21 protein-coding genes, 1 tRNA gene and 3 rRNA genes are annotated in these 25,182 nt (G+C 63.7%); 7 read left to right on the top strand and 18 right to left on the bottom strand.

Features of this window, described 5'->3' with window-relative positions; all coding sequences use genetic code 11:
- Nucleotides 1-81: 81 nt before the first annotated feature.
- Together otsB and GO591_RS02780 are read right to left on the bottom strand one after the other, a co-directional pair.
- Nucleotides 82-867 (bottom strand): trehalose-phosphatase, encoded by a 786-nt coding sequence (otsB, locus tag GO591_RS02785; RefSeq protein WP_232466251.1) that lies wholly within the window; start codon nt 865-867, stop codon nt 82-84.
- Nucleotides 864-2,279 (bottom strand): alpha,alpha-trehalose-phosphate synthase (UDP-forming), encoded by a 1,416-nt coding sequence (locus GO591_RS02780; protein ID WP_157155412.1) that lies wholly within the window; start codon nt 2,277-2,279, stop codon nt 864-866. Before GO591_RS02780 ends, otsB begins: the two co-directional genes overlap by 4 nt.
- Nucleotides 2,280-2,474: 195 nt before the next feature.
- On the opposite strand from GO591_RS02780, the gene GO591_RS02775 reads away from it, so the two are divergent.
- The gene (locus tag GO591_RS02775) at nt 2,475-3,305 is read left to right on the top strand and encodes a sugar phosphate isomerase/epimerase family protein (RefSeq protein ID WP_232466250.1); all 831 of its coding nucleotides are present in this window, start codon (nt 2,475-2,477) and stop codon (nt 3,303-3,305) included.
- 126 nt (nt 3,306-3,431) lie between these two features.
- Here GO591_RS02775 and rrf read toward each other — a convergent pair.
- The 4 genes from rrf to glpK all read right to left on the bottom strand — a co-directional run bounded on the left by rrf (nt 3,432) and on the right by glpK (nt 10,853).
- Nucleotides 3,432-3,548: ribosomal RNA gene (gene rrf, locus GO591_RS02770) — 5S ribosomal RNA — on the bottom strand.
- Nucleotides 3,549-3,684: 136 nt separating this feature from the next.
- Nucleotides 3,685-6,798 (bottom strand): 23S ribosomal RNA (locus tag GO591_RS02765).
- A gap of 481 nt (nt 6,799-7,279) precedes the next feature.
- A 16S ribosomal RNA gene (locus GO591_RS02760) occupies nt 7,280-8,802 on the bottom strand.
- The 16S, 23S and 5S rRNA genes sit together here, the layout of an rRNA operon.
- A gap of 557 nt (nt 8,803-9,359) precedes the next feature.
- On the bottom strand, nt 9,360-10,853 hold the full coding sequence (glpK, locus tag GO591_RS02755; protein ID WP_157155410.1) for a glycerol kinase GlpK: 1,494 nt from the start codon (nt 10,851-10,853) through the stop codon (nt 9,360-9,362).
- 125 nt (nt 10,854-10,978) lie between these two features.
- Between glpK and GO591_RS02750 the strand changes: the two genes are divergently transcribed.
- A complete protein-coding gene (locus GO591_RS02750) occupies nt 10,979-11,173 on the top strand; it encodes a hypothetical protein (RefSeq protein ID WP_157155409.1) in 195 nt (64 codons plus the stop codon).
- A gap of 12 nt (nt 11,174-11,185) precedes the next feature.
- Here the strand turns inward: GO591_RS02750 and GO591_RS02745 are convergent, their stop codons facing one another.
- The 6 genes from GO591_RS02745 to GO591_RS02720 form a co-directional block, all read right to left on the bottom strand.
- The gene (locus tag GO591_RS02745; protein WP_157155408.1) at nt 11,186-12,802 is read right to left on the bottom strand and encodes a glycosyltransferase; all 1,617 of its coding nucleotides are present in this window, start codon (nt 12,800-12,802) and stop codon (nt 11,186-11,188) included.
- A gap of 51 nt (nt 12,803-12,853) precedes the next feature.
- Entirely contained in the window at nt 12,854-13,486 is a 633-nt protein-coding gene (locus tag GO591_RS02740; protein ID WP_157155407.1) for a LysE family translocator, read from the bottom strand.
- A gap of 147 nt (nt 13,487-13,633) precedes the next feature.
- Nucleotides 13,634-14,527 (bottom strand): glycine betaine ABC transporter substrate-binding protein, encoded by an 894-nt coding sequence (locus GO591_RS02735; RefSeq protein ID WP_157155406.1) that lies wholly within the window; start codon nt 14,525-14,527, stop codon nt 13,634-13,636.
- A 152-nt stretch (nt 14,528-14,679) separates the two neighbouring features.
- The gene (locus GO591_RS02730; protein WP_157155405.1) at nt 14,680-15,657 is read right to left on the bottom strand and encodes an ABC transporter permease; all 978 of its coding nucleotides are present in this window, start codon (nt 15,655-15,657) and stop codon (nt 14,680-14,682) included.
- On the bottom strand, nt 15,654-17,021 hold the full coding sequence (locus tag GO591_RS02725; protein ID WP_157155404.1) for a quaternary amine ABC transporter ATP-binding protein: 1,368 nt from the start codon (nt 17,019-17,021) through the stop codon (nt 15,654-15,656). Before GO591_RS02725 ends, GO591_RS02730 begins: the two co-directional genes overlap by 4 nt.
- A 500-nt stretch (nt 17,022-17,521) precedes the next feature.
- A tRNA-Lys gene (locus GO591_RS02720) sits at nt 17,522-17,594 on the bottom strand.
- Between the two features lie 122 nt (nt 17,595-17,716).
- On the opposite strand from GO591_RS02720, the gene bcp reads away from it, so the two are divergent.
- Entirely contained in the window at nt 17,717-18,187 is a 471-nt protein-coding gene (bcp, locus tag GO591_RS02715) for a thioredoxin-dependent thiol peroxidase (RefSeq protein WP_157155403.1), read from the top strand.
- On the opposite strand, the gene GO591_RS02710 is transcribed toward bcp, so the two are convergent.
- Complete coding sequence (locus GO591_RS02710) at nt 18,167-18,622, bottom strand: hypothetical protein (protein WP_198295532.1); 456 nt, start codon at nt 18,620-18,622, stop codon at nt 18,167-18,169. The two genes, bcp and GO591_RS02710, sit on opposite strands and share 21 nt — an antisense overlap.
- Nucleotides 18,623-18,787: 165 nt before the next feature.
- Here GO591_RS02710 and GO591_RS02705 point away from each other — a divergent pair, with 165 nt between their 5' ends.
- Nucleotides 18,788-19,036 (top strand): WhiB family transcriptional regulator, encoded by a 249-nt coding sequence (locus GO591_RS02705; RefSeq protein WP_157155402.1) that lies wholly within the window; start codon nt 18,788-18,790, stop codon nt 19,034-19,036.
- 223 nt (nt 19,037-19,259) lie between these two features.
- On the opposite strand, the gene GO591_RS02700 is transcribed toward GO591_RS02705, so the two are convergent.
- From GO591_RS02700 to GO591_RS02690, 3 genes are read right to left on the bottom strand one after another with little or no spacing between them, the layout of a single operon-like run.
- The gene (locus GO591_RS02700) at nt 19,260-20,759 is read right to left on the bottom strand and encodes a sensor histidine kinase (protein ID WP_157155401.1); all 1,500 of its coding nucleotides are present in this window, start codon (nt 20,757-20,759) and stop codon (nt 19,260-19,262) included.
- Between the two features lie 4 nt (nt 20,760-20,763).
- The gene (locus GO591_RS02695; RefSeq protein ID WP_157155400.1) at nt 20,764-22,005 is read right to left on the bottom strand and encodes a CpaE/TadZ family protein; all 1,242 of its coding nucleotides are present in this window, start codon (nt 22,003-22,005) and stop codon (nt 20,764-20,766) included.
- Between the two features lies 1 nt (nt 22,006).
- On the bottom strand, nt 22,007-22,642 hold the full coding sequence (locus tag GO591_RS02690; protein WP_157155399.1) for an SAF domain-containing protein: 636 nt from the start codon (nt 22,640-22,642) through the stop codon (nt 22,007-22,009).
- A gap of 113 nt (nt 22,643-22,755) precedes the next feature.
- Here GO591_RS02690 and GO591_RS02685 point away from each other — a divergent pair, with 113 nt between their 5' ends.
- Nucleotides 22,756-23,043: a helix-turn-helix domain-containing protein gene (locus GO591_RS02685; protein WP_157155398.1), complete on the top strand. Its 288-nt coding sequence runs from the start codon at nt 22,756-22,758 to the stop codon at nt 23,041-23,043.
- On the opposite strand, the gene GO591_RS02680 is transcribed toward GO591_RS02685, so the two are convergent.
- Nucleotides 23,019-23,603 carry a hypothetical protein gene (locus tag GO591_RS02680; protein ID WP_157155397.1) on the bottom strand — a complete coding sequence of 195 codons (585 nt, stop codon included), beginning with the start codon at nt 23,601-23,603 and terminating at the stop codon, nt 23,019-23,021. The genes GO591_RS02685 and GO591_RS02680 overlap by 25 nt on opposite strands.
- Nucleotides 23,604-23,708: 105 nt before the next feature.
- Between GO591_RS02680 and GO591_RS02675 the strand changes: the two genes are divergently transcribed.
- Nucleotides 23,709-24,008 carry a DUF1905 domain-containing protein gene (locus tag GO591_RS02675; RefSeq protein ID WP_157155396.1) on the top strand — a complete coding sequence of 100 codons (300 nt, stop codon included), beginning with the start codon at nt 23,709-23,711 and terminating at the stop codon, nt 24,006-24,008.
- Nucleotides 24,005-24,298, top strand: coding sequence for a DUF1905 domain-containing protein (locus tag GO591_RS02670; RefSeq protein ID WP_157155395.1), 294 nt, complete (start codon nt 24,005-24,007; stop codon nt 24,296-24,298). The genes GO591_RS02675 and GO591_RS02670 overlap by 4 nt, the downstream gene beginning before the upstream one ends.
- A gap of 184 nt (nt 24,299-24,482) precedes the next feature.
- Here GO591_RS02670 and GO591_RS02665 read toward each other — a convergent pair whose 3' ends face one another.
- Complete coding sequence (locus tag GO591_RS02665; RefSeq protein ID WP_157155394.1) at nt 24,483-24,998, bottom strand: septum formation family protein; 516 nt, start codon at nt 24,996-24,998, stop codon at nt 24,483-24,485.
- Nucleotides 24,999-25,182: the final 184 nt, after the last annotated feature.

Raw genomic sequence — 25,182 nt, 5'->3', positions numbered from 1 at the left:
GCTCGTCGCTTGGGGCTATCCCGGGATCAAATCACTGCCGCTGCGACTATTTTACGGGATACGAACGGGTGCTTTTGACGACTAACCCTCGAGACTGCGGGATTCGCGCAGCGACGCGAGCTCCTCCAGCACCTCGGCGACGTCTTCGGGCCCCGGGACCCGGTGGTTGGCGAGGGTCTCGCCCGGCCCGCTCTTCAGACCGAAATCACCGTCGCGAAGTGCGGCGAAACCGTCCTCGTCGGTGACGTCGTCTCCGGCGAAGAGGACGGCGTCCGCCTCGGTGTACCGCCGCAAGTGCTCGATTGCCTCACCCTTGGTGGCGGAGCGGACCGAGAACTCGAGCACGTTCTTTCCCTCGCGCACGGTGTAGTTCTCCACCTCGGCCTGCACCTGGGACAGGGCCATCTGGTGCGCGATCCGGGAGTTCTCCTCGGTCGCCAGTCGGGTGTGCAGGGCGAATCCGGCCGGTTTGGTTTCCAGCCAGACCTGGTCGACGGAGTCGGCGATGCCGCCCAGCACCCGCTCAAGCGCCATGCGCTGCCGCAGTTCTTCGTCGCTGAGAGAGACCAGCGGTTCCGAGTCCAGCCGGAGTTCCACCCCGTGCGAGCCGACCAGGAGGGTGTTATCGGGCAGCCCGGCAACAATCTCCAGGCTGCCGAGCGCGCGACCGGAGATCAACGCGACTCTCGTGCCCTGCGTTTGAAGCAGCCGCAGCACCGCGTCATGGGCCGCGGGCAGCGCCCGCGCGTGCTCGGGCTCATCCACGAACGGGGCGAGCGTGCCGTCGAAGTCGAGGGTCACCAGCAGCCGATCGACACCGGCCAGCTTCTCGAGGTCGGCGAGGAGGGCAGGGTCGAGGCTGGTCACGCGCGCGTCGCCTCCAATGCTGTGATGAAGTTCGACGACCAGCGCGCCACGTCATTCTCGATCACACGCTTGCGCATCGCTCGCATGCGACGTCGGCGTTCAGCCTTCGGCATCGCGATCGCGCCGAGGATCGCCTCTTTGAGCCCGTCGATGTCGTGCGGGTTGATGCGAACGGCCGTGCGCAGTTCATCGGATGCCCCGGCGAACTCGCTGAGCAGCAGCACGCCGTCCTCGTCGAAACGCACCGCGGCATACTCCTTGGCGACCAGGTTCATCCCGTCGCGGAGGGCGGTGACCAGCATCACGTCGGCCGCGAGGTACAGCGCGACCATCTCCTCACGGGGGAACCCGTGGTGCAGGTAGTTCACGGCCTGGTGGCTGATGGTGCCGTAGTCGCCGTTGATCCGGCCGACGGTGAGCTCGATCTCGTCACGCAGCTGGCGGTAGGTCTCCACTCGTTCCCGGCTGGGGCTCGCCACCTGAACGAGAACGACGTCTTCGACGCTGATCTTGCCGTCGGACAACAGCTCGCCGAATGCCTTGAGCCGGTGGCCGATGCCCTTGGTGTAGTCCAACCGGTCCACGCCCAACATGACCGTCGTCGGGTTGCCGAGGTCGCTCCGGATCTGCCTGGCGCGTTCCTGCACCTGAGGATCGCGGGCCAACGTCTCGAAGGCGTTCGCGTCGATCGAGATCGGGAAGGCCTTCGCGGTCACCTTGCGCGAGGGCTCGCCGGGCACCCAGATGGTGTTGCCACGGGTGGTGTAGCCGCGGAGTCGGCGCACGGCGCGCGCGAAGTTTGAGGCATCCGCTGTCCGCTGGAAGCCGATGACGTCGGCGCCGAGCAGTCCATCCACGATCTGCCGGCGCCACGGCAGCTGCGAGAAAATGCCGTACGGCGGGAACGGGATGTGGTTGAAGAACCCGATGGTCAGGTCGGGGCGGGCCTCGCGCAGCAGCTTCGGCACGAGCTGCAGCTGGTAGTCCTGTACCCAGACGGTTGCTCCCTGAGCGGCGATGGCTGCGGCCTTCTGCGCGAAACGGGTGTTCACAGCGACGTAGCTGTCCCACCAGACGCGGTGGTAGCTCGGCGGCGCGATCACGTCGTGATATAGCGGCCAGAGAGTGTCGTTGCTGAAGCCCTCGTAGTACTTCTCGATCTCGTCGGCGCTGAGGGGAACGGGAACCACGTGGATGCCATTGTGGTCGAACGGGTCGAACGCGAGTTCAGGTTGCCCGGCCCAGCCGACCCAGGCGCCTTCGGATGCCTGCATCATTGGCTCGAGCGCCGTGACCAGGCCTCCCGGTGAGACCTTCCAGTACGCGTCGCCGTCCGGTTCGACGACTCGGTCTACCGGCAGCCGGTTGGCCACGATGATGAAGTCGTAACTCTCGTCTGTGCTCTCGCTCATAAAGTGTGACCTCTCGCTCGGGTGCACGGCACACCCGTTTCCGGAGGCCGACATTCAGGCTATCAACAGACTTCGGCGGGAGCTGGGCGCGGCGTCAGGGGGCGGGTGTGTCCCCCGCCCGCGCCGCTCGATCACCTGAACGCCACCACGCGTTCAGTGGAGCCGCCTAGACTCGAACCAATGATTCGTCTCGGGATGAGCACATCATGCGTGTATCCGCTTTCGCCGGAGCACGCATTTCGCATTGCGCGCCTTGCTGGTTTCGATGGCCTCGAGGTCATGGTCACCAATGATCCGGTCACGCAGGATCCGGATGCCTTGAACGCACTCTCCGAGCGGTTCGGCATGCCGATCCTCTCGATCCATGCGCCGGTGCTGCTGCTGACCACCTTTGTCTGGGGTCGCGACCCGCAGGTGAAGCTGGAGAAGTCAGCCGAGCTAGCGGCCGCCGTCGGAGCCGACACGGTTGTCGTCCATCCGCCCTTTCGCTGGCAGTCGACCTACGCCAGCGACTTCGAACGGATCGTCCGGCAGACCGCCGGTACCTACGGCGTGGAGATCGCCGTCGAGAACATGTTCCCGTGGAAGGTGCGCGGCAAGAGCCTGAAGGCGTACGCGCCGAGCCCGGATCCGACGACGATGGACGTCGACTCGATGACCCTGGATTTCTCGCACGCAGCGCTCTCCGGGAGGAACTCGCTCGAGTTCACGCTCGCGATGGGTAAGAAGCTGCGGCACATCCACCTCTGCGACGGCTCCGGCTCGATGGACGAGGGGCGGATGTTCGACGAGCATCTGCTGCCCGGACGCGGCCACGAACCGGTCGCCGAAGTGCTGGAGCACCTGGTGCGCACCGGCTGGAACGGCTCGATCGTCGCCGAGGTGAACACCCGCAAGGCGCGCAGCGAGCAGGAGCAGCTGGACCTGCTGATCGAGACCCGCGCCTTCGCAGCCAACCGGATCGCCCCGCGCCGGCAGAGCCTGCGTCGCAGAGCCCGCAGAGCCATCGCAGCCCTGACGCCGTAGCCCGCTCCGTGGTTCGAGACGCGTGCTCGCAAGCTCGCGCGCTCCTCAACCACCGGTGGATGAGGTTGTTAAATGCGTTAAATGCAAAGAGCCCACCAGAAACTGGTGGGCTCTTATACAAAAGAAGTCCGGCGGTGACCTACTCTCCCACAAGGTCGCCCTTGCAGTACCATCGGCGCAGAGAGTCTTAGCTTCCGGGTTCGGAATGTGACCGGGCGTTTCCCTCTCGCTATGGCCGCCGAAACACTATGGATTTATGTTCGTTCGCGGACACAACTTGGTGGTTGTGTGCGCGGTTCCCGACCGTAAATCGAGAACCACAAAGTGGACGCAAGCAACAGCCCCACACCGCAGCCTTACAACACTGGTGTGAGTGGTGATTATCAAGTTATCGGCTTATTAGTACCGGTCAGCTTCACGAGTCTTTCGTCCTCGCTTCCACATCCGGCCTATCAACCCAGTCGTCTGGCTGGGAGCCTCTCCCCCGAAGGGATGGAAATCTCATCTTGAAGCCGGCTTCCCGCTTAGATGCTTTCAGCGGTTATCCGTTCCGAACGTAGCTAATCAGCGGTGCCCTTGGCAGGACAACTGACACACCAGAGGTTCGTCCATCCCGGTCCTCTCGTACTAGGGATAGATCTTCTCAAATTTCCTACGCGCGCAGCGGATAGGGACCGAACTGTCTCACGACGTTCTAAACCCAGCTCGCGTACCGCTTTAATGGGCGAACAGCCCAACCCTTGGGACCTACTCCAGCCCCAGGATGCGACGAGCCGACATCGAGGTGCCAAACCATGCCGTCGATATGGACTCTTGGGCAAGATCAGCCTGTTATCCCCGAGGTACCTTTTATCCGTTGAGCGACAGCGCTTCCACAAGCCACTGCCGGATCACTAGTCCCGACTTTCGTCCCTGCTCGACCTGTCAGTCTCACAGTCAAGCTCCCTTGTGCACTTACACTCGCCACCTGATTGCCAACCAGGTTGAGGGAACCTTTGGGCGCCTCCGTTACTTTTTGGGAGGCAACCGCCCCAGTTAAACTACCCACCAGGCACTGTCCCTGAACCGGATCACGGTTCGAAGTTAGATATCCAATATGACCAGAGTGGTATTTCAACAATGACTCCACGAACACTGGCGTGCCCGCTTCATAGTCTCCCACCTATCCTACACAAGCCACACCGAACACCAATACCAAGCTGTAGTAAAGGTCACGGGGTCTTTCCGTCCTGCTGCGCGTAACGAGCATCTTTACTCGTAATGCAATTTCGCCGAGTTCGCGGTTGAGACAGCTGGGAAGTCGTTACGCCATTCGTGCAGGTCGGAACTTACCCGACAAGGAATTTCGCTACCTTAGGATGGTTATAGTTACCACCGCCGTTTACTGGGGCTTAAATTCTGAGCTTCGCTTGCGCTAACCCTTCCTCTTAACCTTCCAGCACCGGGCAGGCGTCAGTCCGTATACATCGAATTGCTTCTTCGCACGGACCTGTGTTTTTAGTAAACAGTCGCTTCCCACTGGTCTCTGCGGCCCTACCACGCTTCCCGGAGCAAGTCCGTTCACGTGTCAGGCCCCCCTTCTCCCGAAGTTACGGGGGCATTTTGCCGAGTTCCTTAACCACGATTCTCTCGATCTCCTTGGTATTCTCTACCTGACCACCTGAGTCGGTTTGGGGTACGGGCGGCTGGAACCTCGCGTCGATGCTTTTCTTGGCAGCATAGGATCACCGAATTCCCCCGTGAGGGGTATGCGTCAGATCTCAGGCACATGAACGACGGATTTGCCTATCGTTCGCCCTACATCCTTACCCCGGGACAACCATCGCCCGGTACGGCTACCTTCCTGCGTCACACCTGTTAATACGCTAACCGCCTCAGCACAGGGTCGAGCGCTAGCCCCCAAGCTCCACCCCGAAGGGCTTCACAAGAGGATTCGGGCTCTTAGCATTACTGGATTGGTTGGGACGGTTCTTCGCCGGTACGGGAATATCAACCCGTTGTCCATCGACTACGCCTGTCGGCCTCGCCTTAGGTCCCGACTTACCCAGGGCGGATTAACCTGGCCCTGGAACCCTTGGTCTTTCGGAGGACGGGTTTCTCACCCGTCTTTCGCTACTCATGCCTGCATTCTCACTCGTGTGGCGTCCACGGCTGGATCACTCCGCCGCTTCACTCGCCACACGACGCTCTCCTACCGATCCGCACGGCTGAACCACGAAGGCTAACCAATGATGCGAATCCTACAACTTCGGTGGTGTGCTTGAGCCCCGTTACATTGTCGGCGCGGAATCACTTGACCAGTGAGCTATTACGCACTCTTTCAAGGGTGGCTGCTTCTAAGCCAACCTCCTGGTTGTCTGTGCAACTCCACATCCTTTTCCACTTAGCACACGCTTAGGGACCTTAGTTGGTAGTCTGGGTTGTTTCCCTCTCGACGATGAAGCTTATCCCCCACCGTCTCACTGCTGCGCTCTCACTTACCGGCATTCGGAGTTTGGCTGACGTCAGTAACCTTGTAGGGCCCATCGGCCATCCAGTAGCTCTACCTCCGGCAAGAAACACGCAACGCTGCACCTAAATGCATTTCGGAGAGAACCAGCTATCACGAAGTTTGATTGGCCTTTCACCCCTATCCACAGCTCATCCCCTCAGTTTTCAACCTAAGTGGGTTCGGTCCTCCACGCGCTCTTACACGCGCTTCAACCTGGCCATGGATAGATCACTTCGCTTCGGGTCTAGGACATGCGACTGAATCGCCCTATTCAGACTCGCTTTCGCTACGGCTACCCCACACGGGTTAACCTCGCCACATATCACTAACTCGCAGGCTCATTCTTCAAAAGGCACGCCGTCACCCCAACAAGGAGGCTCCGACGGTTTGTAAGCAAACGGTTTCAGGTACTATTTCACTCCCCTCCCGGGGTACTTTTCACCTTTCCCTCACGGTACTTGTCCGCTATCGGTCATCTGGGAGTATTTAGGCTTACCAGGTGGTCCTGGCGGATTCACACGGGATTTCTCGGGCCCCGTGCTACTTGGGATCCTCCCCACCCCCACACGGCATTTCGACTACGGGGATCGCACCCTCTGTGTCCAGGCATTCAAACCTGTTCGTCTATACCATGCGCGATGAGTGTTGGCTGCGGCAGCAGCCGTTGGGAGTCCCACAACCCCGACCATGCAACCCCTGCCGGGTATCACACATGATCGGTTTGGCCTGTTCCGGTTTCGCTCGCCACTACTAACGGAATCGCGGTTGCTTTCTCTTCCTGTGGGTACTGAGATGTTTCACTTCCCCACGTTCCCTCTACCCGCCCTATATATTCAGGCGGGAGTCACCAGGTCGTCTTGCAACGCCTGGCGGGGTTTCCCCATTCGGAAATCCTCGGCTCACAGCTCGTTTATCAGCTCCCCGAGGCTTATCGCAGATTACTACGTCCTTCTTCGGCTCCAGATGCCAAGGCATCCACCGTTTGCTCTTAGAAACTTGAAATCACATGAGTTTGAATCGATCGGCACCCTCGAAAGGATGCAGATTGACCAATGATCACCAGACACCCGAAGGCATCTGGTAAGTCATCAATTTCGAAGACAGCCCAAAGGCTGCTTCTAAGATGCTCGCGTCCACTGTGTAGTTCTCAAAATACGGGCGGTACCCCCACCAGAACCCGACACCCACCCGAAACAGGCGGACTTTGGTCGGAAACCGGTCAAGGGTCCAGAGGTGCAGTCCAGGCAAGTATCCGAAGACACCCGCCGGCCCGGTCCCTCAGGACCCAACAGCGTGCAAAGACCAGGCCCGCCGGCAACCCTCTGTTCCTGCCTCCGCAAGGAGACGTACTGAGAGGACCACGTTTGGTCCTGGTCACAATGTCAATGTTCCACCCATGAGCGCCAGCAGGAGACAGTCGCTCCTGAACTGACTTGGCAAGTTGGTCGCCCTGTATACAGAGGCGCTTGCACGTGCTCCTTAGAAAGGAGGTGATCCAGCCGCACCTTCCGGTACGGCTACCTTGTTACGACTTAGTCCTAATCACCGATCCCACCTTCGACAGCTCCCCCCTTGCGGTTGGGCCACTGGCTTCGGGTGTTACCGACTTTCATGACTTGACGGGCGGTGTGTACAAGGCCCGGGAACGTATTCACCGCAGCGTTGCTGATCTGCGATTACTAGCGACTCCGACTTCATGAGGTCGAGTTGCAGACCTCAATCCGAACTGAGACCGGCTTTTTGGGATTCGCTCCACCTTACGGTATCGCCGCCCTTTGTACCGGCCATTGTAGCATGCGTGAAGCCCAAGACATAAGGGGCATGATGATTTGACGTCATCCCCACCTTCCTCCGAGTTGACCCCGGCAGTCTCATATGAGTTCCCACCATTACGTGCTGGCAACATACGACGAGGGTTGCGCTCGTTGCGGGACTTAACCCAACATCTCACGACACGAGCTGACGACAACCATGCACCACCTGTACACCGACCTTGCGGGGCGACCATCTCTGGCCGTTTCCGGTGTATGTCAAGCCTTGGTAAGGTTCTTCGCGTTGCATCGAATTAATCCGCATGCTCCGCCGCTTGTGCGGGCCCCCGTCAATTCCTTTGAGTTTTAGCCTTGCGGCCGTACTCCCCAGGCGGGGAACTTAATGCGTTAGCTGCGACACAGAAACCGTGGAATGGTCCCTACATCTAGTTCCCAACGTTTACGGCATGGACTACCAGGGTATCTAATCCTGTTCGCTCCCCATGCTTTCGCTCCTCAGCGTCAGTTACGGCCCAGAGATCTGCCTTCGCCATCGGTGTTCCTCCTGATATCTGCGCATTCCACCGCTACACCAGGAATTCCAATCTCCCCTACCGCACTCTAGTCTGCCCGTACCCACTGCAGGCTGGAGGTTGAGCCTCCAGTTTTCACAGCAGACGCGACAAACCGCCTACGAGCTCTTTACGCCCAATAATTCCGGACAACGCTTGCACCCTACGTATTACCGCGGCTGCTGGCACGTAGTTAGCCGGTGCTTTTTCTGCAGGTACCGTCACTTGCGCTTCTTCCCTGCTAAAAGAGGTTTACAACCCGAAGGCCGTCGTCCCTCACGCGGCGTTGCTGCATCAGGCTTGCGCCCATTGTGCAATATTCCCCACTGCTGCCTCCCGTAGGAGTCTGGGCCGTGTCTCAGTCCCAGTGTGGCCGGTCACCCTCTCAGGCCGGCTACCCGTCGTCGCCTTGGTGAGCCATTACCTCACCAACAAGCTGATAGGCCGCGAGTCCATCCCCAACCGAAATTCTTTCCACCCACAGAAGATGCCTTCGCGGGTCGTATCCGGTATTAGACGCCGTTTCCAGCGCTTATCCCAGAGTCGGGGGCAGGTTACTCACGTGTTACTCACCCGTTCGCCACTAATCCACCAGGTGCAAGCACCCGGCTTCATCGTTCGACTTGCATGTGTTAAGCACGCCGCCAGCGTTCGTCCTGAGCCAGGATCAAACTCTCCGTAAATGTTTGATTGCACGGATGCGAACATCCGGCACATCTAGTGTGCCCAGCCACCGGAATAGGCGGACCAGACACAAGTTTGAAACTGACAGAACAAATCATTACTGACTTGCTTTGTTGTTTAAATGTTTTCCAAAGGAATCTCTTCACTAACCGAAGTTAGAGTCGAGGTTTTTGGCATTTGACATTGTGCACGCTGTTGAGTTCTCAAGGATCGGACGCACCCGAGTTACAACCAGTCTGTAATCAACCGGCCTGCCCTCGAGGCAACTTCTCTATCTTACACTTCCCAGCAGCTCAGTCAAATCCGTTCCGGCTGATCAAGTGACCCAGATTGGGCACACTGATCTCCCGGAATGAACCGTATGACTAGAGGTTCTGAGAGTGTGGTTTGGTCCCGCTTGAGGCCGGGAAGCTCTTCCGCTTTCCCGCACCTTTGGGGTGACAAGGGAATACATTACGGTCATCCGGCGGGTCGCGCAAATCGAAGTGAACGTACGGCGTGTCGCCTGATTTCACGCGGTTTAAGGGGCATGGTTCGCACTCGAGCGGAAGCGCGGTCAGTCCACCCAGTCGAAGGTCTTGGTGACCGCTTTGCGCCAGTCGCGGCGCAGCCGATCCCGGTCGGTGGCCGCCATGCCGGGAACAAAGCGGGCATCTTCCTTCCAGTGCTCGCGCAACTCGTGCAGGCCACCCCAGACGCCGGTGGCGAGTCCGGCCGCGTAGGCGGCACCGAGCGCGGTGGTCTCCGCGACCACGGGGCGCACGACCGGCAGGCCGAGGATGTCCGCCTGGAACTGCATCAGCAGGTCGTTCGCGGTCATGCCGCCGTCCACTTTGATTTCCGCGAGTGGCACCGCGGCATCCGCATTGACCGCCTCGAGCACTTCCCAGGTCTGAAACGCCGTCGATTCCAGAGCCGCCCGAGCCAGATGCGCCTTGGTCACGTAGCGGGTCAGGCCGACGATCGCGCCGCGGGCGTCGGGTCGCCAGTACGGGGCGAACAGTCCGCTGAACGCCGGAACGATGTAGGCGCCGCCGTTGTCGTGGACGCTGCGGGCGAGGGCTTCGATCTCGGCGGCGCTCGAGATCAGGCCAAGGTTGTCGCGCAACCATTGCACGAGCGACCCGGTGACGGCGATCGAGCCTTCGAGCGCGTAATGCACCGGGTCGTCGCCGAGCCGGTAGGCGACGGTGGTCAGCAGCCCGTTGGTCGAACGCTCCAGGGTGGTGCCGGTATTCACGATCAGGAAGTTGCCGGTGCCGTAGGTGTTCTTCGCCTCGCCCCGTGCGAATGCGGCCTGGCCGAAGGTCGCGGCCTGCTGGTCACCGAGGATGCCGGCCACAGGCACCCCGGCCAGCGGGAGCCCCTCGCGGATGGTGCCGTAGACCTCGGACGAGCTGCGCACCTCGGGCAGCATGGACTCCGGGATGCCGAAAGCGTTCAGGATGTCGCCATCCCACGCCACCGTGCTGATGTCGAGCAGCTGAGTGCGCGACGCGTTGGTGACGTCGGTCGCGTGCAGTCCGCCGGTGAGGTTCCAGAGCAGCCAGCTGTCGGTAGTGCCGAAGAGCAAGTCACCGGCCGCGGCCTTGTCGCGGGCACCGGGAACGTTGTCGAGGATCCAGGTGATCTTCGACGCCGAGAAATAGGTAGACAGCGGCAGGCCGGTCTGCTCGGCGAACCGCTGGACTCCCCCGTCACTGGCGAGTCGGTCGACGATGCTCTGGGTGCGGGTGTCCTGCCAGACGAGGGCGTTGTGCATTGGCTGGCCGGTGTGCCGGTCCCACACCACCGCGGTTTCGCGCTGGTTGGTGATGCCGACGGCCGCGACATCCGCCGTCTCGATCCCCGCCTGCCGAATCGCGTCCCCGAGAACGGCCACCGTGTTGGTCCAGATCTCGATCGGATCGTGCTCGACGTGACCAGCGGCCGGGAAGAGCTGGGCGTGCTCGCGCTGGGCGATCGCAATCGGGGTGCCTGCCTGGCTGAAGACGATCGCCCTTGTGCTTGTCGTCCCCTGGTCGATCGCCACCACGTACACAGCCGCCACTGTTCACCCCTTCATCGCCGGTTGTCCCTCGTTACCGTACGCCGAAGCGGGCATCGCTCACCGCTTGGTCCCCGCCACGTGTCGGATGAAGCGGGTAGCGTTTGAGAGGAAATCGAGGAGGCGATGTGCGCAAATTCATTCTCAACACCAGCATCCTGAGCGCCATGTTCGGCGGTTGGAGCACCGTGCAGGCAACCCGAAAAGGTCCGCGTGACTGGCGCCTGGTGCTGATGTGGATCAGCTGGGCGTGCACGCTCGCGATCGCCATCGGCACGGTCGCGAAGGAATCCGACAACATTCGCCGCAAGCTGGAGAGCTGAGCGCTCCCTCGCTCACGAACGCGGAATACGTTCGCTGGTCGAGCCCTCGCTTCCGCTGATCGAGCCTGCACTTCCGCTGGTCGAGCCTGCCGAGACCGAGTTCAGGGCACTCACGAAGCCTGACAAGACCAGCCGACGAATCCGCCGACGAAGGCGCGCTCGAAATGAGCGCCGCCGTTTCAGCCTGAGCAGCCGGTGCAGCTGGGACGCCCACCTGGCCATGATGGCGTCCGGCGAATATTGCTCCGCCGTTTCTCTGGCCTGCTCCCGCATCGCGCGGACTTGAGGCTCGGGCATCCGCTGCAGCCGAACGATCGCGGCCGCGAGGGCCGCCCGATCACCGTCGGGGACGAGGAATCCGTTCTCGCCGTCTCGAATCAGTTCGTCAGGACCGTAGCGAACGTCGTAGGCAATCGGGATGCACCCGGCCGCCATGCTCTCAAGCAGCACCAACGGGAACCCCTCCGCCGTGGAGGTGAGCAGCAGGAACGAAGCAGCGGCCAGCTGGTCCTTCGCCGCGGCGTCGTAGCCGCGGAGCCGGATCCGATCGCCCGCCCCTGAATCATCGATCTCGCGCTGCAGCCGGTCGCGAAGTGGACCGTCGCCGTACACGTCGAGCCGGGCGTTCGCGGAGGCGCTCGCGGCGATGGCGTCCTCGACTCTCTTGCGGAAGTGCAGCGAGGCCAGCATCACTCCGGCGTCGCGATTCCGGTGTGGAGCCGGGGACGGCCCGAGCGGAACCGCGTTCGGGATGACGCGAAGCGTTCGGGCTTCGGGGGCGAGACTGAGCACATCCTGGCGTTGGCGCTCGCTGAGCAGCACGGTGGCGTTGAACTCATTCAGGTTCTCGAACACGTGGCGTCGCGTCGCACTGAATCCACTCGCACTGTTGCGTGGATCGGCGAGGTGCGAGCCGTGAACCACGTGCACGGTGAGGACGTTGCGCCGGCGGTAACCGATGAAGCTGGTTGCCACCGTTTTGCTGTCAATGATCAGCACGCTGTTCTCTCCACCGGTGAGGGCGTCGACCCAGGCGTGGTACAGCGGGATGATCCGTGACCAGTGCGACAGCGGTTGCCCGTTTCGGTCGCACAGCACGACCGATCGTCCGCCCGGCGTTCCGAGCTTGCGGCAATCCCGCCGGTCGCTGGCGAGCAGCGACCCATCTGCCCGGAAGTAGTCCACCTGCAGGACGGTGCGGTCATCCTCCGCCATGCGGGTGCGAGTGAGCGCGGTCTCGCCGGGCCAGCCGTCTGCCTCCCGCAGATCGAGGTGCTCCCACTTGTCGAGCCCATCCCGCTGGTCGAGCTTGCCGAGACCCTCAAGCGAGCCGATCGGGCTGAACACCGCCCCGGGCGGCACCGGCTTGCCGGGCAGGTCATGCTCACGCAGCCATTCCCAGAGATTAAGGATGGTCGTTCCCGGCGAGAGCGTGCCGTTGGCGCGCAGTCGCTCGGTGAATTCCGGATAGTCGGGGCGCGCATCGAAGGTGAGCACAGTGACGGCAGCGCCATGCTCGTCGAACGCCCGGGAGCGGCGGAAGATTGCCGTCGTCATGCCCGCGTAGTTCTCTGGGATGGCCCAGGTGAGAGCGAAGTACCGCGCATCGGGCAGTCGAGTCGGTCTCATCCCTGTAGTGTCCGCCTCGAAGGCCTGACGCGGGAGTGTCAGCTTTTCGCGTCAGCTCTTGGCGCCAGTGACGGCGAGCGTGCCGCCGAGCGCGATCATCGCGGCGCCGCCGGTGGCGCTGAGGCCCGCGATGCGGCGCGGCGATCGGCCGAACCAGTCCCGGGCGGCTCCGGCGGCGAGGGCCCACACGCTGTCGAGGGCAACCGCGATGGCGAGGAAGATTGCGCCGAACAGCAGCATCTGAAGGGGTACCCAGCCGACCCCCGGTGCGACGAACTGCGGGAGCACGGCGATGAAGAACACCACCGTCTTCGGGTTGGAGATGCCGACGATGAAGCTTTCGCCAAGCACTCGCCGGACACCTCCGACGCGGCCGATATCGGTGGTCATCCTGCTCTTCCGGTGCCGGATGGCTTGGATGCCTAAGTAGATAAGGAACGCTGCCCCGGCGAACTTGACGACGGTGAACAGCACGACCGACTGTTCGATGAGCACGCCGAGGCCGGCCGCGACCAGGATCACCTGGACAAAGACCCCCATGGCGTTGCCAAGCACGCTGAGCAGGGCGCCGGTTCGGCCGAGAACGAGCGCGCGACCGATCACGAACAACACGCTGGGTCCGGGGATCGCGACGATGATGACCGACGCGAGTGTGAACGCGAGCAGGTTCTCGACGGGGATCATGGGGCGATCGTAGTCCCACACCGCCGGTCAGGCCTGCTCGCGGATCGAGCTTGCCGAGACCGGTCTCGGCAAGCTCGACCAGCGGGGAGCGCCCCAACGCAAAGAGGACCCCACCGGGTCGGCGGGGTCCTCATTCAGGTCGTGCGACTAGCTGGTGAGCGAGTCGACGTACTCCTGGTTCTCCGAGATCCACTTCTCAATGATCGGACCGTAGTCGTCCGTGTCGTTGTCGACGAACATGGCAGTCTCGAGCGAGTAGAGCGTGTCGAGGTCCATCTCGAAGTTCTTGATCCACTCGGCCAGCGTCGGGTAGTCCTCCTCGAAGCCGTCCCGTGCGTACGAGTGCAGGCTCTCGGTGCCGCCCAGGGTTCCCTCGGGGTCTTCAAGGTTCTTCAACGGGAAGGCGCCGTAGGCCCAGTGCGGCTCCCAGAGGGTGACCGCGATGTTCTCGCCGTTCTTGGTGGCGGCGGTCAGCTCGGTCAGCATGGCGGCGGTCGACGAAGTGAGGTATTCCATGTCGTCGAGACCGTAGGTCGGGATGACCTGCTCGGTGGTGGCCTTCGTGAGACCGGCACCCGGCTCGATGCCGACGAGGAGGTTGTTGAACAGGTCGGCGTTCTCGGCCAGTTCAGCCAGCGAGTCGATCGGGGCGTCCTCGTTCACCGCGATGGTGAGCTTCGACTCCTCGTTCCAGGCACCGAGGTCGACGATGTCGTCGCCGTACTCCTCGATGTAGCTCTCGTGCGTGACCGGCAGCCACACATCCATGTTGAGGTCGTAGTCGCCGGTTGACAGGCCGGAGAAGACCGGAGCCGGGTCGGCGTACTCGAGGTTGACCGTGTAGCCCTTCTCTTCGAGCACGGCCTTCCACAGTTCGGAGACGGCGACGCCCTCATCCCAGCCGTTGAAGACGGCGATATCGAGAGTCGACTTGTCGCCGTTCTCCAGGGTTGCTGCGGAGCCGGCGTCGGCGGAGCAGCCGGACAGTGCGAGAGCCGTGACGGCTCCGGCGGCGATGAGCGCGGAGGTGCGCTTCTTCATGGTGTCTTCCTTTCTTCTCGCCTGCTGTGCGACGAGGGGGGTTGACGGATGGCGCATGCGCGAATGCATGCAGGATCACGAGCGCTGGTGCGGTCGCGAGCTTGGACTCCGCTGGTCGAGGGTCTCGGCGAGCTCGACCGGCGGTAGGCAGGTCAGCGGGCGATGAGCTCCGGCTTCGAGGCATCCGATTTCGAGGTCGGAACAGCGGCTGGTGCCGAAGCATCCGGAGCCGAAGCACCCGGAGCGGCTGCCGGCGTCGTCGGTTTCTTGGCCGGGAACGACGCGAGCAGCTTGCCCAGCGGGGTGCTCCCCTGGCCGAGGGACGAGGTCACCCGGTCGAGGAAGATCGCCAGGATCACGACAGAGATTCCGGCTTCGAAGCCGAGCGCGACGTCGATACGACCCAGAGCGAGGACGACGTCGCCACCAAGGCCGCCGGCGCCGACCATTCCGGCGATGACGACCATCGACAGCGAGAGCATGATGACCTGATTGATCCCGGCGAGGATCGAGGGCATCGCGAGCGGAAGCTGAATCTGCCGAAGGATGCGCCCCGGCGACGAGCCGAATGCCTGGCCTGCCTCGACGACCTCACGATCGACACCGCGGATGCCGAGCTCGGTCATCCGCACGCCGGGGGCCATTGCGAAGATGATGGTCGCGACGATGCCGGGCACGACGCCGACGCGGAACAGAATCAGAGCGGGGACCAGGTACACGAGTCCGGGCATGGTCTGCATGAAGTCGAGCACCGGTCGGATGATCGCAGAGGCCACCCTGGATCGAGCAGCCAGCACACCGATCGGCACGCTGATCAGGATGGCAACGACGCTCGCGACGAGCACGAGCGCGAGCGTGTTCATCGCGTTGTCCCACTGGTTCACACCGACCACGATGAGCAGTCCCAGAATGGTGCCGACCGCGAGCTTCCAGCCGCGAACGGCGAGGGCAAGCAGCGCCGCGACGGCGATGATGACGAAGAACGGCGGTGAGGACAGCACCAGATCGACGGCGTCGTAGGCCGCATTGAAGATGTCGCGGATGACGTTGAAGAAGCCGCCGAAGTACTCGGTGATGAAATCGACGAACGTCTCGGCCCATTCGCCGAGCGGCAGACGGAAGTCGGTCATCGGAGCACTCCCTCGCTCGGTGTCGGCGCATTCGAAGCCTTGGCGTCGCTTCCGCCGGTCTCGCTGGCCGCGCGGGTTGCTCCGGTCGCGCCGGTCTCGTCGGTCTCACGCAGCGTCTCGGTGATGATGCTGACCGGGATCGTGCTGGGCGGTTCAACGATCTGAACGTCGCCGGTGTGGGTGGTCACGTTGCCGAGTGCGGCGAGCAGGGTGACACGCGGGATGACTCCGAGCAGTCGGTTGTCCTCATCGACGACCGCGATCGGCACGTCGCTTTCCACGGAGAAGCCGACGAGGTCGACCAGTGGGGTGTCGGGGCCGACGGTCGACAGGTCGGTCTGGATGATCGCGCGCAGGTCGGTGCCGCCGGCGCGGACCTGCTTCAGCACGTCCTGGTCGCGGACGGCGCCCTCAAGCCGGCGGTTGCGGCCGAGCACCAGGGTCGCGGCGCTTTGCAGGTCGCGCATGGTGCGGAGTGCCCCGCGCGGGCCGGCAGTGATTGCGACCACGGCGCGGGCCGGTTCCATCACGCTTGCGGCGGTGAGCACGCGGGCGCGGTCGACATCCTGCACGAATTGGGCGACGTAGTCGTTCGCCGGGTCGGTCAGGATCTCCTCGGGAGTGCCGATCTGCACGATCCGGCCGTCGCGCATGACCGCGATCCGGTCGCCGAGGAACATCGCCTCGTTGAGGTCGTGGGTGATGAAGATGATGGTCTTGCCGAGGTCGGATTGCAGTTCGAGCAGCTGCTCCTGCATCTCGCGGCGGATCAGCGGGTCAAGGGCCGAGAACGCTTCGTCCATCAGCAGCACGTCGGTGTCGGCTGCCAGGGCGCGGGCGATGCCGACGCGCTGCTGCATTCCGCCCGACAGTTCCGACGGCATCTTGTCTTCCCAGCCGGCGAGGCCGACCAGGCGGACCATCTCGCGGGACTTGGCGAGCCGTTCGGTGCGGGACATGCCCTGCACCTCGAGCCCGTAGGCGATGTTGTCGAGCACGGTGCGGTGCGGGAGCAGGGCGAAGTGCTGGAACACCATCGAGACCCGCTTGCGACGCACGTCCCTGACTTGGCTCGCGCTCACACCCGTGATCGGCTCTCCGGCGATCGTGACGCTGCCGGATGTCGCATCGAGCAAGCCGTTCAGCATGCGGATGAGGGTCGACTTGCCCGAACCGGACAGGCCCATCACGACGAAGATCTCGCCCTGCTTCACCTCGAATGAGGCGTCGATCACCGCGGCGGTGCCGAGGTCGGCGACATCCTGTCGGCTGCGTCCGCTGCTCAGGGCACGGACAGCCTCGCGCGGTCTTTTTCCAAATACTTTGAACAGCTGGTCAGCTTTGACGGCAATCGTGTCTGTCACGGGTTGGTTTCTCCGACACACGGCCGAACGGCGAAGCGAACGGCGCGCGTGAGTCGTTGCGGACGGGTAGACGATGGTTGGCCGACTGGGGCCCACTCGACCATCGGGGTCGTGTGCATCACCGTCTCACCGTACGAATGCAAGCGGAGCCACTAGGAGGCTCCCAAGCATGCGCGTCCTGGCGAGTTGGGTCGTAAAACCACCTACGACGCTAGCAGTGGCCTCCGCTCCGAGAGCCCATACGTATGACTTATCTAGGGGTCAGTGGTGGAGCTGATTACCGCTCAAACCCGCTTGGGAACAGGGATCGGCCACCGTTGCCAATTTGTTACATTTGGGCGCCGAAACCCGTGTTCCGTGTCGCGGACCTGGCTATTAAGCGGTGAATCGCTGCCGAGAGTGGTCAATCGATGGCCGGCCACGTCGGGTTGGTACAACGAACGCGACCCGGTCATCCCAAAGAAAAAAGCCCCGGACTGGCGAGAGTCGCGGGGCTTCCGTACACCCCCCGGGACTTGAACCCGGAACCCACTGATTAAGAGTCAGTTGCTCTGCCAATTGAGCTAGAGGTGCGTGGCCTGTCGTAACGGGCCGAGAAGAAACGATAGCACCCGCCGGTCCCTGTGGACAAATCACCGAGACCCGGATCGCCCACGCCAGCGACCTAGGCTGGAGGAAACACGACAGGAGTTCCGATGACGCAGTTGACCGCTGGCGACACCGCCCCCGCCTTCACCCTCACCGACCAGAACGGCGACCAGGTGTCGCTGTCGGACTTCGCCGGCTCGAGTGTCATCGTCTACTTCTATCCCGCCGCGATGACCCCGGGATGCACCAAGGAGGCCTGCGACTTCCGCGACAGCCTCAGCTCCCTCGTCGGCGCCGGCGTGCAGGTGGTCGGTATCTCGAAGGATGAGCCGGAGAAGCTCAAGCAGTTCGAAGAGCGCGATGGATTGAACTTCCCGCTCCTGAGCGACCCGAACCTCGGCACGCACAACGCGTACGGCGCGTGGGGTAAGAAAAGCCTCTACGGGAAGCTGGTTGACGGAGTCATCCGCTCCACCTTCATCGTCGGCGAGGATGGCCGAATTCAGCACGCGCTCTACAACGTGAAGGCGACCGGGCACGTCGCCCGTATCCGGAAGCTACTCGGCGTCGCGGCCTGAATCGTCTGAACTGCCTGAGGTACCGGCGTCGCCCGGCTCGCCTGGCTTCGCCCGCGACGTCTGCGCCACCACCGCCGGCGTGAACAGCAGCACGATCGCGAGCACGGCCGGGACGAGCAGCGCCCAGCCGATGTCTGCGCGCGGCGTCAGCCCTTGGAAGCTGCCGATCGCCACGGCGATCTGAAGAACTTGCCAGACGAGCGCGGCGCCGCGGATCCACGGGCGTCGGCGCAAAGTGGCAACGGCGATCGCGCCGAGCCAGATGGCGGCGATCGCAACCAGCACGACCAGGGCCACCGCGCTCGCGTAGGACTCCGGCGTGGCAATGAACAATTCGACGATCAGAAAAGCCGTTGCCCCGGCCAGCACAGCACATTCAGCGAACAAAACGATGGCGAGCAGGTAAACGAGAGGTGACGTGCGGGTGTGATTCACAGGGTTGTCCCATACAAAACTATTGATTTGGCGTACTCCCTATGAGAACCTATCTGAGGTTGTTTTGGCGCCTACAACGCGGTGGGCCTTCCCGGAAACCTTCCCCTCCCCCCTCAACAGGCTTAAACCTGTCGTTGTTCGTATGCCCCAAAGGAGTACCTATTCATGGATTGGCGTGACAAGGCCGCTTGCCTCACGGTCGACCCCGAGCTGTTTTTCCCGGTGGGTAACACCGGCCCCGCGGTGGACCAGATTGAGAAGGCGAAGTCGGTTTGCGGACGCTGCTCGGTCACCGAACTGTGCCTGCAGTACGCCCTCGAGACCAACCAGGACTCGGGCGTCTGGGGCGGACTGAGCGAAGACGAGCGTCGCGCTCTCAAGCGTCGCGCCGCTCGCGCCCGCCGCGCTTCCTAAGCTCTCCAGCGAACCCGGGAGCCTCGTGCTCCCGGGTTTTTGCGTTGCCACCGCGTCGCGTTGCGTTTTGCGTTGTGTTGCGTTCTCAGCCTTCGCGGCGTTGCAGCGCGTTGGGCCTTCGCGCTAGCGATCCGGCCCCGCGCTAGTGAAGTTTCGCGCGCGCAAAGCCGAAAGGCTAGCGCCGGCGAGGGACGCCGCGTGCGAAGAGCTACGGATGCCGCCGCTACTTCTTTTTCCTCAGGTAGAGCAGCGGCACCTCAATGGTGACCTCGGTGCCCTCACCCTCAAGGGTGTGCCAGTCGATGGTTCCGCTCAGCTCACCCTGGATCAGGGTGCGCACGATCTGAGTGCCGAGTCCGGAACCGACCTTCCCCTCGGGCAGGCCGGCCCCATCGTCGACGACCTTGACCGCGAGCTGCCCGTCCGAACGCTCCGCGTGGATCGTGACGTTCCCGTCGCGACCGGCGAGCCCGTGTTCCACCGCGTTGGTCACCAACTCGGTCAGCGCGAGCGCAAGCGGCGTCGCGTACTCACTCGGCAGCGTGCCGAACCGGCCGGTCGACTTGGGGTGCACGGTGGTGTTGTGGCTGGCCGCGACTTCGGCGACCAGCAGCAGCACCCGGTCGAACACCACATCGAAGTCGACGTCCTGGTTGAGCCCTTCCGACAGGGTGTCGTGCACGACGGCGATCGCCGCGACCCGCCGCATGGCCTGGCCGAGCGCTTCCCGGGCGACGTCACTGTGCGTGCGGCGCGCCTGGATGCGCAACAACGACGCGACCGTCTGCAGGTTGTTCTTCACCCGGTGGTGGATCTCGCGGATGGTGGCATCCTTCGTGATCAGCTCCCGCTCCTGGTGCCGCACCTCGGTGACGTCGCGGCAGAGCACGATCGCGCCAACCCGCTCCCCGCGGTCCCGGATCGGGATCGCCCGGAGCGTGACGGTGACCCCGCGCGCCTCAATGTCGGTGCGCCACGGCGCCCGCCCGGTGACCACCAGCGGCAACGACTCGTCGACGATGAGCTTGCCGGTCAGCAATTTGGTGGTGACCTCGGCGAGCGACTCCCCCTCGAGCTCGCCCTCGAAACCCATCCGGTTGAACGCGGACAGCCCGTTCGGGCTAGCGAAGGTGACCATGCCGTCGACGTCGAGCTTGATCAGCCCGTCCGAGGCGCGTGGTGCACCGCGTCGCGGACCGCTCGGCGCAGCCAGGTCGGGGAAATCGCCGGATGCGATCATCTCGAACAGGTCGTTGGCGCAGGCGTTGAAGGTCAGTTCCTGCCGGCTCGGCGTGCGCGCCTCGCTGAGATTGGTGTGCCGGGTGACCACGGCGACCGGAGTCTCGGTGGTCTCCTTGCCGCTTGGTGCGAGCCGCCGCATGACCGGCACCGCACGCACCCGGGTCGGGGTCTCCTCGTACCAATCGGGCGAGGCCGTGTCGACGATCTTCGCACGGGTGAACGCGTCGGTGACGAGGTTCTTCCATTCGGGCTTGATCCGCTGGCCGACGAAGTCGCGGTAGAACAGCGTTGCCGAACTGGACGGCCGGGCGTGAGCGACGGCCACGAAGCTGTCGTCGTCGACGGTCGGCACCCAGAGCACAATGTCGGCGAAGGCGAGGTCGGCGAGCAACTGCCAGTCTCCGACCAGCAAATGCAGCCATTCGATGTCCGCGTCGGATGCGCTGCCGTGCGCCTGAACTAGATCACTGAGGGTCGACACAGACCTAGGCTAATCGCTCCTTTGGAGCAGCCCGACCTCGGCGAAGGCCACGGCGGCTGGGCGTTGCGACCGGATCGAGGATGCTTCGAGCCACCAGGTCGCGGACTGCCTGCCTCGCACGAGAACGGCCCGCGGCATCCGTCACCGTGCTCGCGCCGAGCAACGCCGCGTCGAAGGCGGTGCGGTCATAGGGCACGAGCGTCGGGTCGGAGATTCCGCCGAACCGGTACAGCGTTTCGGCGATCTGCCCGCCCGGGTTCAGCCCGATCGCGCTTGCCCGCACCCGGTTCATCACCACGAGGATCTTCTCGGTGGTGACCGTCTCGAGCAGGTCGACGTGCGCACGCAGGAAGCGCGACAACCCGACCGGGTCCGCCGCGCCGACCGCGATCACCCGATCAGCCTCCCGCAGCGCGGTCAGGGTGGCAGCGTTCCGGCGCGGCGCGTGCAGGTCGCTTGAGATCTCCTCGTCGCGCTCGAGATTGAAGCCGGTGTCGACCACGACGTAGTCCGCCCAGCCGCGCACCGCGGTCAGCACGGCGGCGACCCGCGCGGCCGACAGCTCCGGCCAGCGATGCGGGCGGCCGATCCCGGTGAGCACCCGGAAGCCGCGCTGGCCGCTGCCGAACGGTTGCGCGATCCGGTCGAACTCGGCGGCGGTGAACGCACCGGCACCGGCCAGCCGGCAGGCCGCGGCGAAACCTGGCGACTCGTCGAGCAGCCCCAACGCTGGCGCAATCGTGCCGCTGTAGGTGTCAGCATCGGCGAGCACGACGGAGTGACCGGATGCCGCCAACTCGGCCGCGACCGTGATCGCGATGCTCGTCCTGCCTGGTGCGCCGCCCGGCCCCCAGACCGCGATCACCGTCCCTCGGCCGCCGGACGCGGCCGGGGTTGCCGGTGCGGAGGTCGGAACGCCCACCAGCAGCCCCTCGATTTCATGCCACTCGCTGGCGACATCGACCAGCTCATAGAGACCCAACGTGGACGCGTGCCGGCGGTCGGCCTCACTGCTTGTCAGGCCGACCAGGCGGGTGCCGGCGAGGTCCGCCTCCGCCAGCAGCCGCGCCGTGAGATAGCGCGGTGAGGTCGCAACCACCGCGCCGTCGGTCTGGCGCTCGGCCAACAGGACGGCAAGTTCGTCGGCGTCGTCGCACCGCGCGATGATCTCGTGGCCGTACCGCCGGCAGTCCTCGGCGAGCCGATCCTCCACCTCGACCGGCACCGCGAAGGCGAGCCTGCTCATCTCAGCCCCGCACCGGGACGGTCGTCGGCACCAGGGACAGCGCCGCCTCCGCCGCGATTGCCTCGAGCACTCCGGCCAGCCGCGACCGGGGTACAAGCAGTTCGACGGATGCTCCCTCCTCGCCGGCGAGCAGCCCATCCGGCTCAGCGATCGCGACCACGTGGGCGGCGCCGACCAGCACCGTCGGCGGTGCCGCGTCCGGGGCATCCGCCGGCCTGGTCACCCACAGATCGACGCTGCTGCCCTCGGTCACCGCCCGACTGAGCGCGCCGGTCGTCGTCACCACGACCGCGGCGAGCCGGGCGCCGCTGCTCTGGCCGACGGCGGACAGCGGCAGCAACTCGCCCGCGGAAACCGGGCGGGAGATGACCACTCCGCCGTCGGGCAGCTCGTCCGGTCCGAGGTAGCGGTCACGTGCCTCGCCGAGCCGAACGCTTCGCGTGACCAGGTCCTCGGCATCCACCCGGTCACCCGGTGCGAGCGCGGCGCGGGCCGCGTAGACCTGCACGCTGCTGTCGGCGGCGCCGATCACCGCTATCACCCCGACGACCGAGGCGACGACGAGCACCACACCGACGAGAAATCGAGGGTCGACCCAGAACGTCCTGGGCCGGCTCGGGCGGCCGGCGACTCTCATCGGGCACTCCCCTCTGACGCGCAGGTTCCCCATGATGCTTAGTCGGCGGCATCGGCTGTCGAAGTTATCCACAGGCGGAGTCAGGACAGGCGCATCCGGCCGATAATCGAGCCATGGATGAGATCGCGGGCGCTTCGCCGCTCGGCCGGTTCCTGAGCGTCGCCGACACTGCCGAATTGCTCAACGTCACAGTGGAGGAGGCGTTCGCGTTGGTGCGCTCCGGCGAACTGCCGGCGATCCGCGTCGGTTCGAACGGTCCCTGGCGGATCGAGCGCAGCGTGCTCGAGGCGTTCATCGAATCGCAGTACGAGGAGGCACGTCGGATGAGCCTGTTCAACCAGGCAGAGTTCGCCGACCTGCCCGAATTGTTCGAACGTCAGACGCGCACCACCAGCAACTGATCGAACGGGATCAGCCGGTACCGCAGCACAGCGGATTGACGGCGGATGTCGCCGGCCTCGTGTTCGGCGAGGTCGAAGTGATCGCGGCCGACCCGGTCGATGGTTCCGGTGAAACTGCCGTGCCGGGTGCCGACCCGCACTGCGCTGCGTCGGCGGCACAGGTCACGGAGCACGAATTGCAGGCCGATCCGCTCGGTGATCGCGGGCACGGTTTCGGCCGCGGGCGTCACCGTGCTGGCCTCCACCCGGTCGGCGGCGAGAATAATCGAGGCGATCGCGGCGATCGGCACGACGCACTGCACGGTCCGCAGGTCGGTGCCGACGATGGCGCCGGAGAGCCAGTCCCGGCCGAACGAGGCCGGGCGCACCACGATCTGCTCACCGTCGCCGAGGGTCAGCGCGACGTCGGCGCCGGCTTCGCGCAGCGCCGCAATCCGGTCGCGGATAGTCAGCCGGCCGAGCCTGAGCCGCTCCTCCTCGGCGCTTTGATCGACTCGGTCTGCGCGCAGTTCGTGTTCGAGCTGGCTCTCCAGGTCATCGAAGAGGTTGTCCCAGCGCATGCGTGCACGTTATCCACACCCGGACCGCGGGCGTGTGGGTTATCCACATGACTGTCCAACCCGACCCCGCTCGCGCCTCTTCCCGGAGTCCTGTTTAGTAGTGACATGGCATCACAATTCGGTTCCATCACCGTCCAACCGATTGACGTCACCTTCACCGCGCAGATCATCGCCGATTCGAACAGCGGCTGGCTCTGCGTGCAGATGCCGGACTCCGCCGAGTTCTTCGGCACGGGTAGGTCCGTGAAAGTCTCCGGCACGGTCGACGGCCACGATTACGCAACGACCATGCTGCCCGTCGGAGGAGGCACGCACATGCTCGCGCTCCGTGCGGCATTCCGGAATGTCCTTGGCAAGGGGCTCGGCGACGAGGTAACTGTGCGTCTAATGAGCAGGTCGGCATGAATGCCGGAACGGCGCCGGCGCCCCTCGATCACACATTCACCGCCCCCATCGGCGTCGATGTCAAGGGCGAAGTATGGTCGTGCGTCGAAATGCCTGACTCCGCCGCCTTCTTCGGAACAGGCAAAGCCGTCAAGGTCACGGCGACGGTCGATAACCAACCCGTGACCACGTCGTTCATGCCTACTGGCCGTGGTGGTCATATGCTCTCGATCAGCGCCAAGCTTCGAAAGCTCCTTAAGAAGGATGTCGGTGACGAAGTCACTGTCCACCTGATGGAGCGCCTGAGCTGACACCGCTGTTCCAAGGATGCCGTTCTCACCATCCTGCATCCGAATCTGTGGCTGGTCTCCGCCCTGCCCACCATCATCGCGCTGCTGATTCTCGTGATTCTGCGCCGGAGTTCGTTGCGCAAACTGGAATAGGCCTCCCTCAGGGGGCATCCGCGTCACTTGGGCGATGGCCAGTAACTGACAGTTACTGGCTTGACTGCTCCCCAAACGTCCCGCGCAGCGACCCCGTCACGGGGATCCGCTCCCCGTTTGTGTCCTTGATGAATGCGAACGACCTGATCACCAGACGGTCGCCCTCGTTCCATTCATCCTCGGAGAGCCCCGGACCTTCCGAACTGTAGGACGCTGTTGGCATGCCTCCGAAGTAGGCAATCATGGCTGCCTCGTCCGCCGCATTCACCCTGGTGTGAAGATCGGTTAGCTCGGGATACGGAGTTCCGATAGGGTCCGGCAAGGTGAGCACCAGGTGCACCTCGGATATATGCTCCTCATCACACGAAACGACTACGCGGTCGGCATCCAGACAGTCCCCGACCTGGAGGTCGGCCTCCGGTGTGGCGATCGGACGTACCTCGTACGAGTGCTGCGGGGTCGGAACAGTTGCACCCGGGCTCGGGGCTTCACTACTCGGAGTCCCCGCGCACCCTGCTAAGACGAGCGCCCCCGCAATCACGCCGACAACACCGAGATTCCGAAACATGATCAACAACCTAGACGAAGAGTGGCGCAGGGGAATCATTCGGATGTCGCAACATTCGCTACGCGCATGATCTACATGCCGACTATTCACTTGTGGGATGAGCGCTTGAGGCCCTTGAATGTGGACACCGATGAACTCGCAAAGGTGCGAGCCCAAGCACCTGCGCACGAACCCAGTGAGGTGC

The organism is Diaminobutyricimonas sp. LJ205 (genome assembly GCF_009755725.1).
GTDB lineage: Bacteria > Actinomycetota > Actinomycetes > Actinomycetales > Microbacteriaceae > Ruicaihuangia.
Note: the sequence above shows the minus strand (reverse complement) of the source record. Positions and strands in the feature narration are given on the sequence as shown.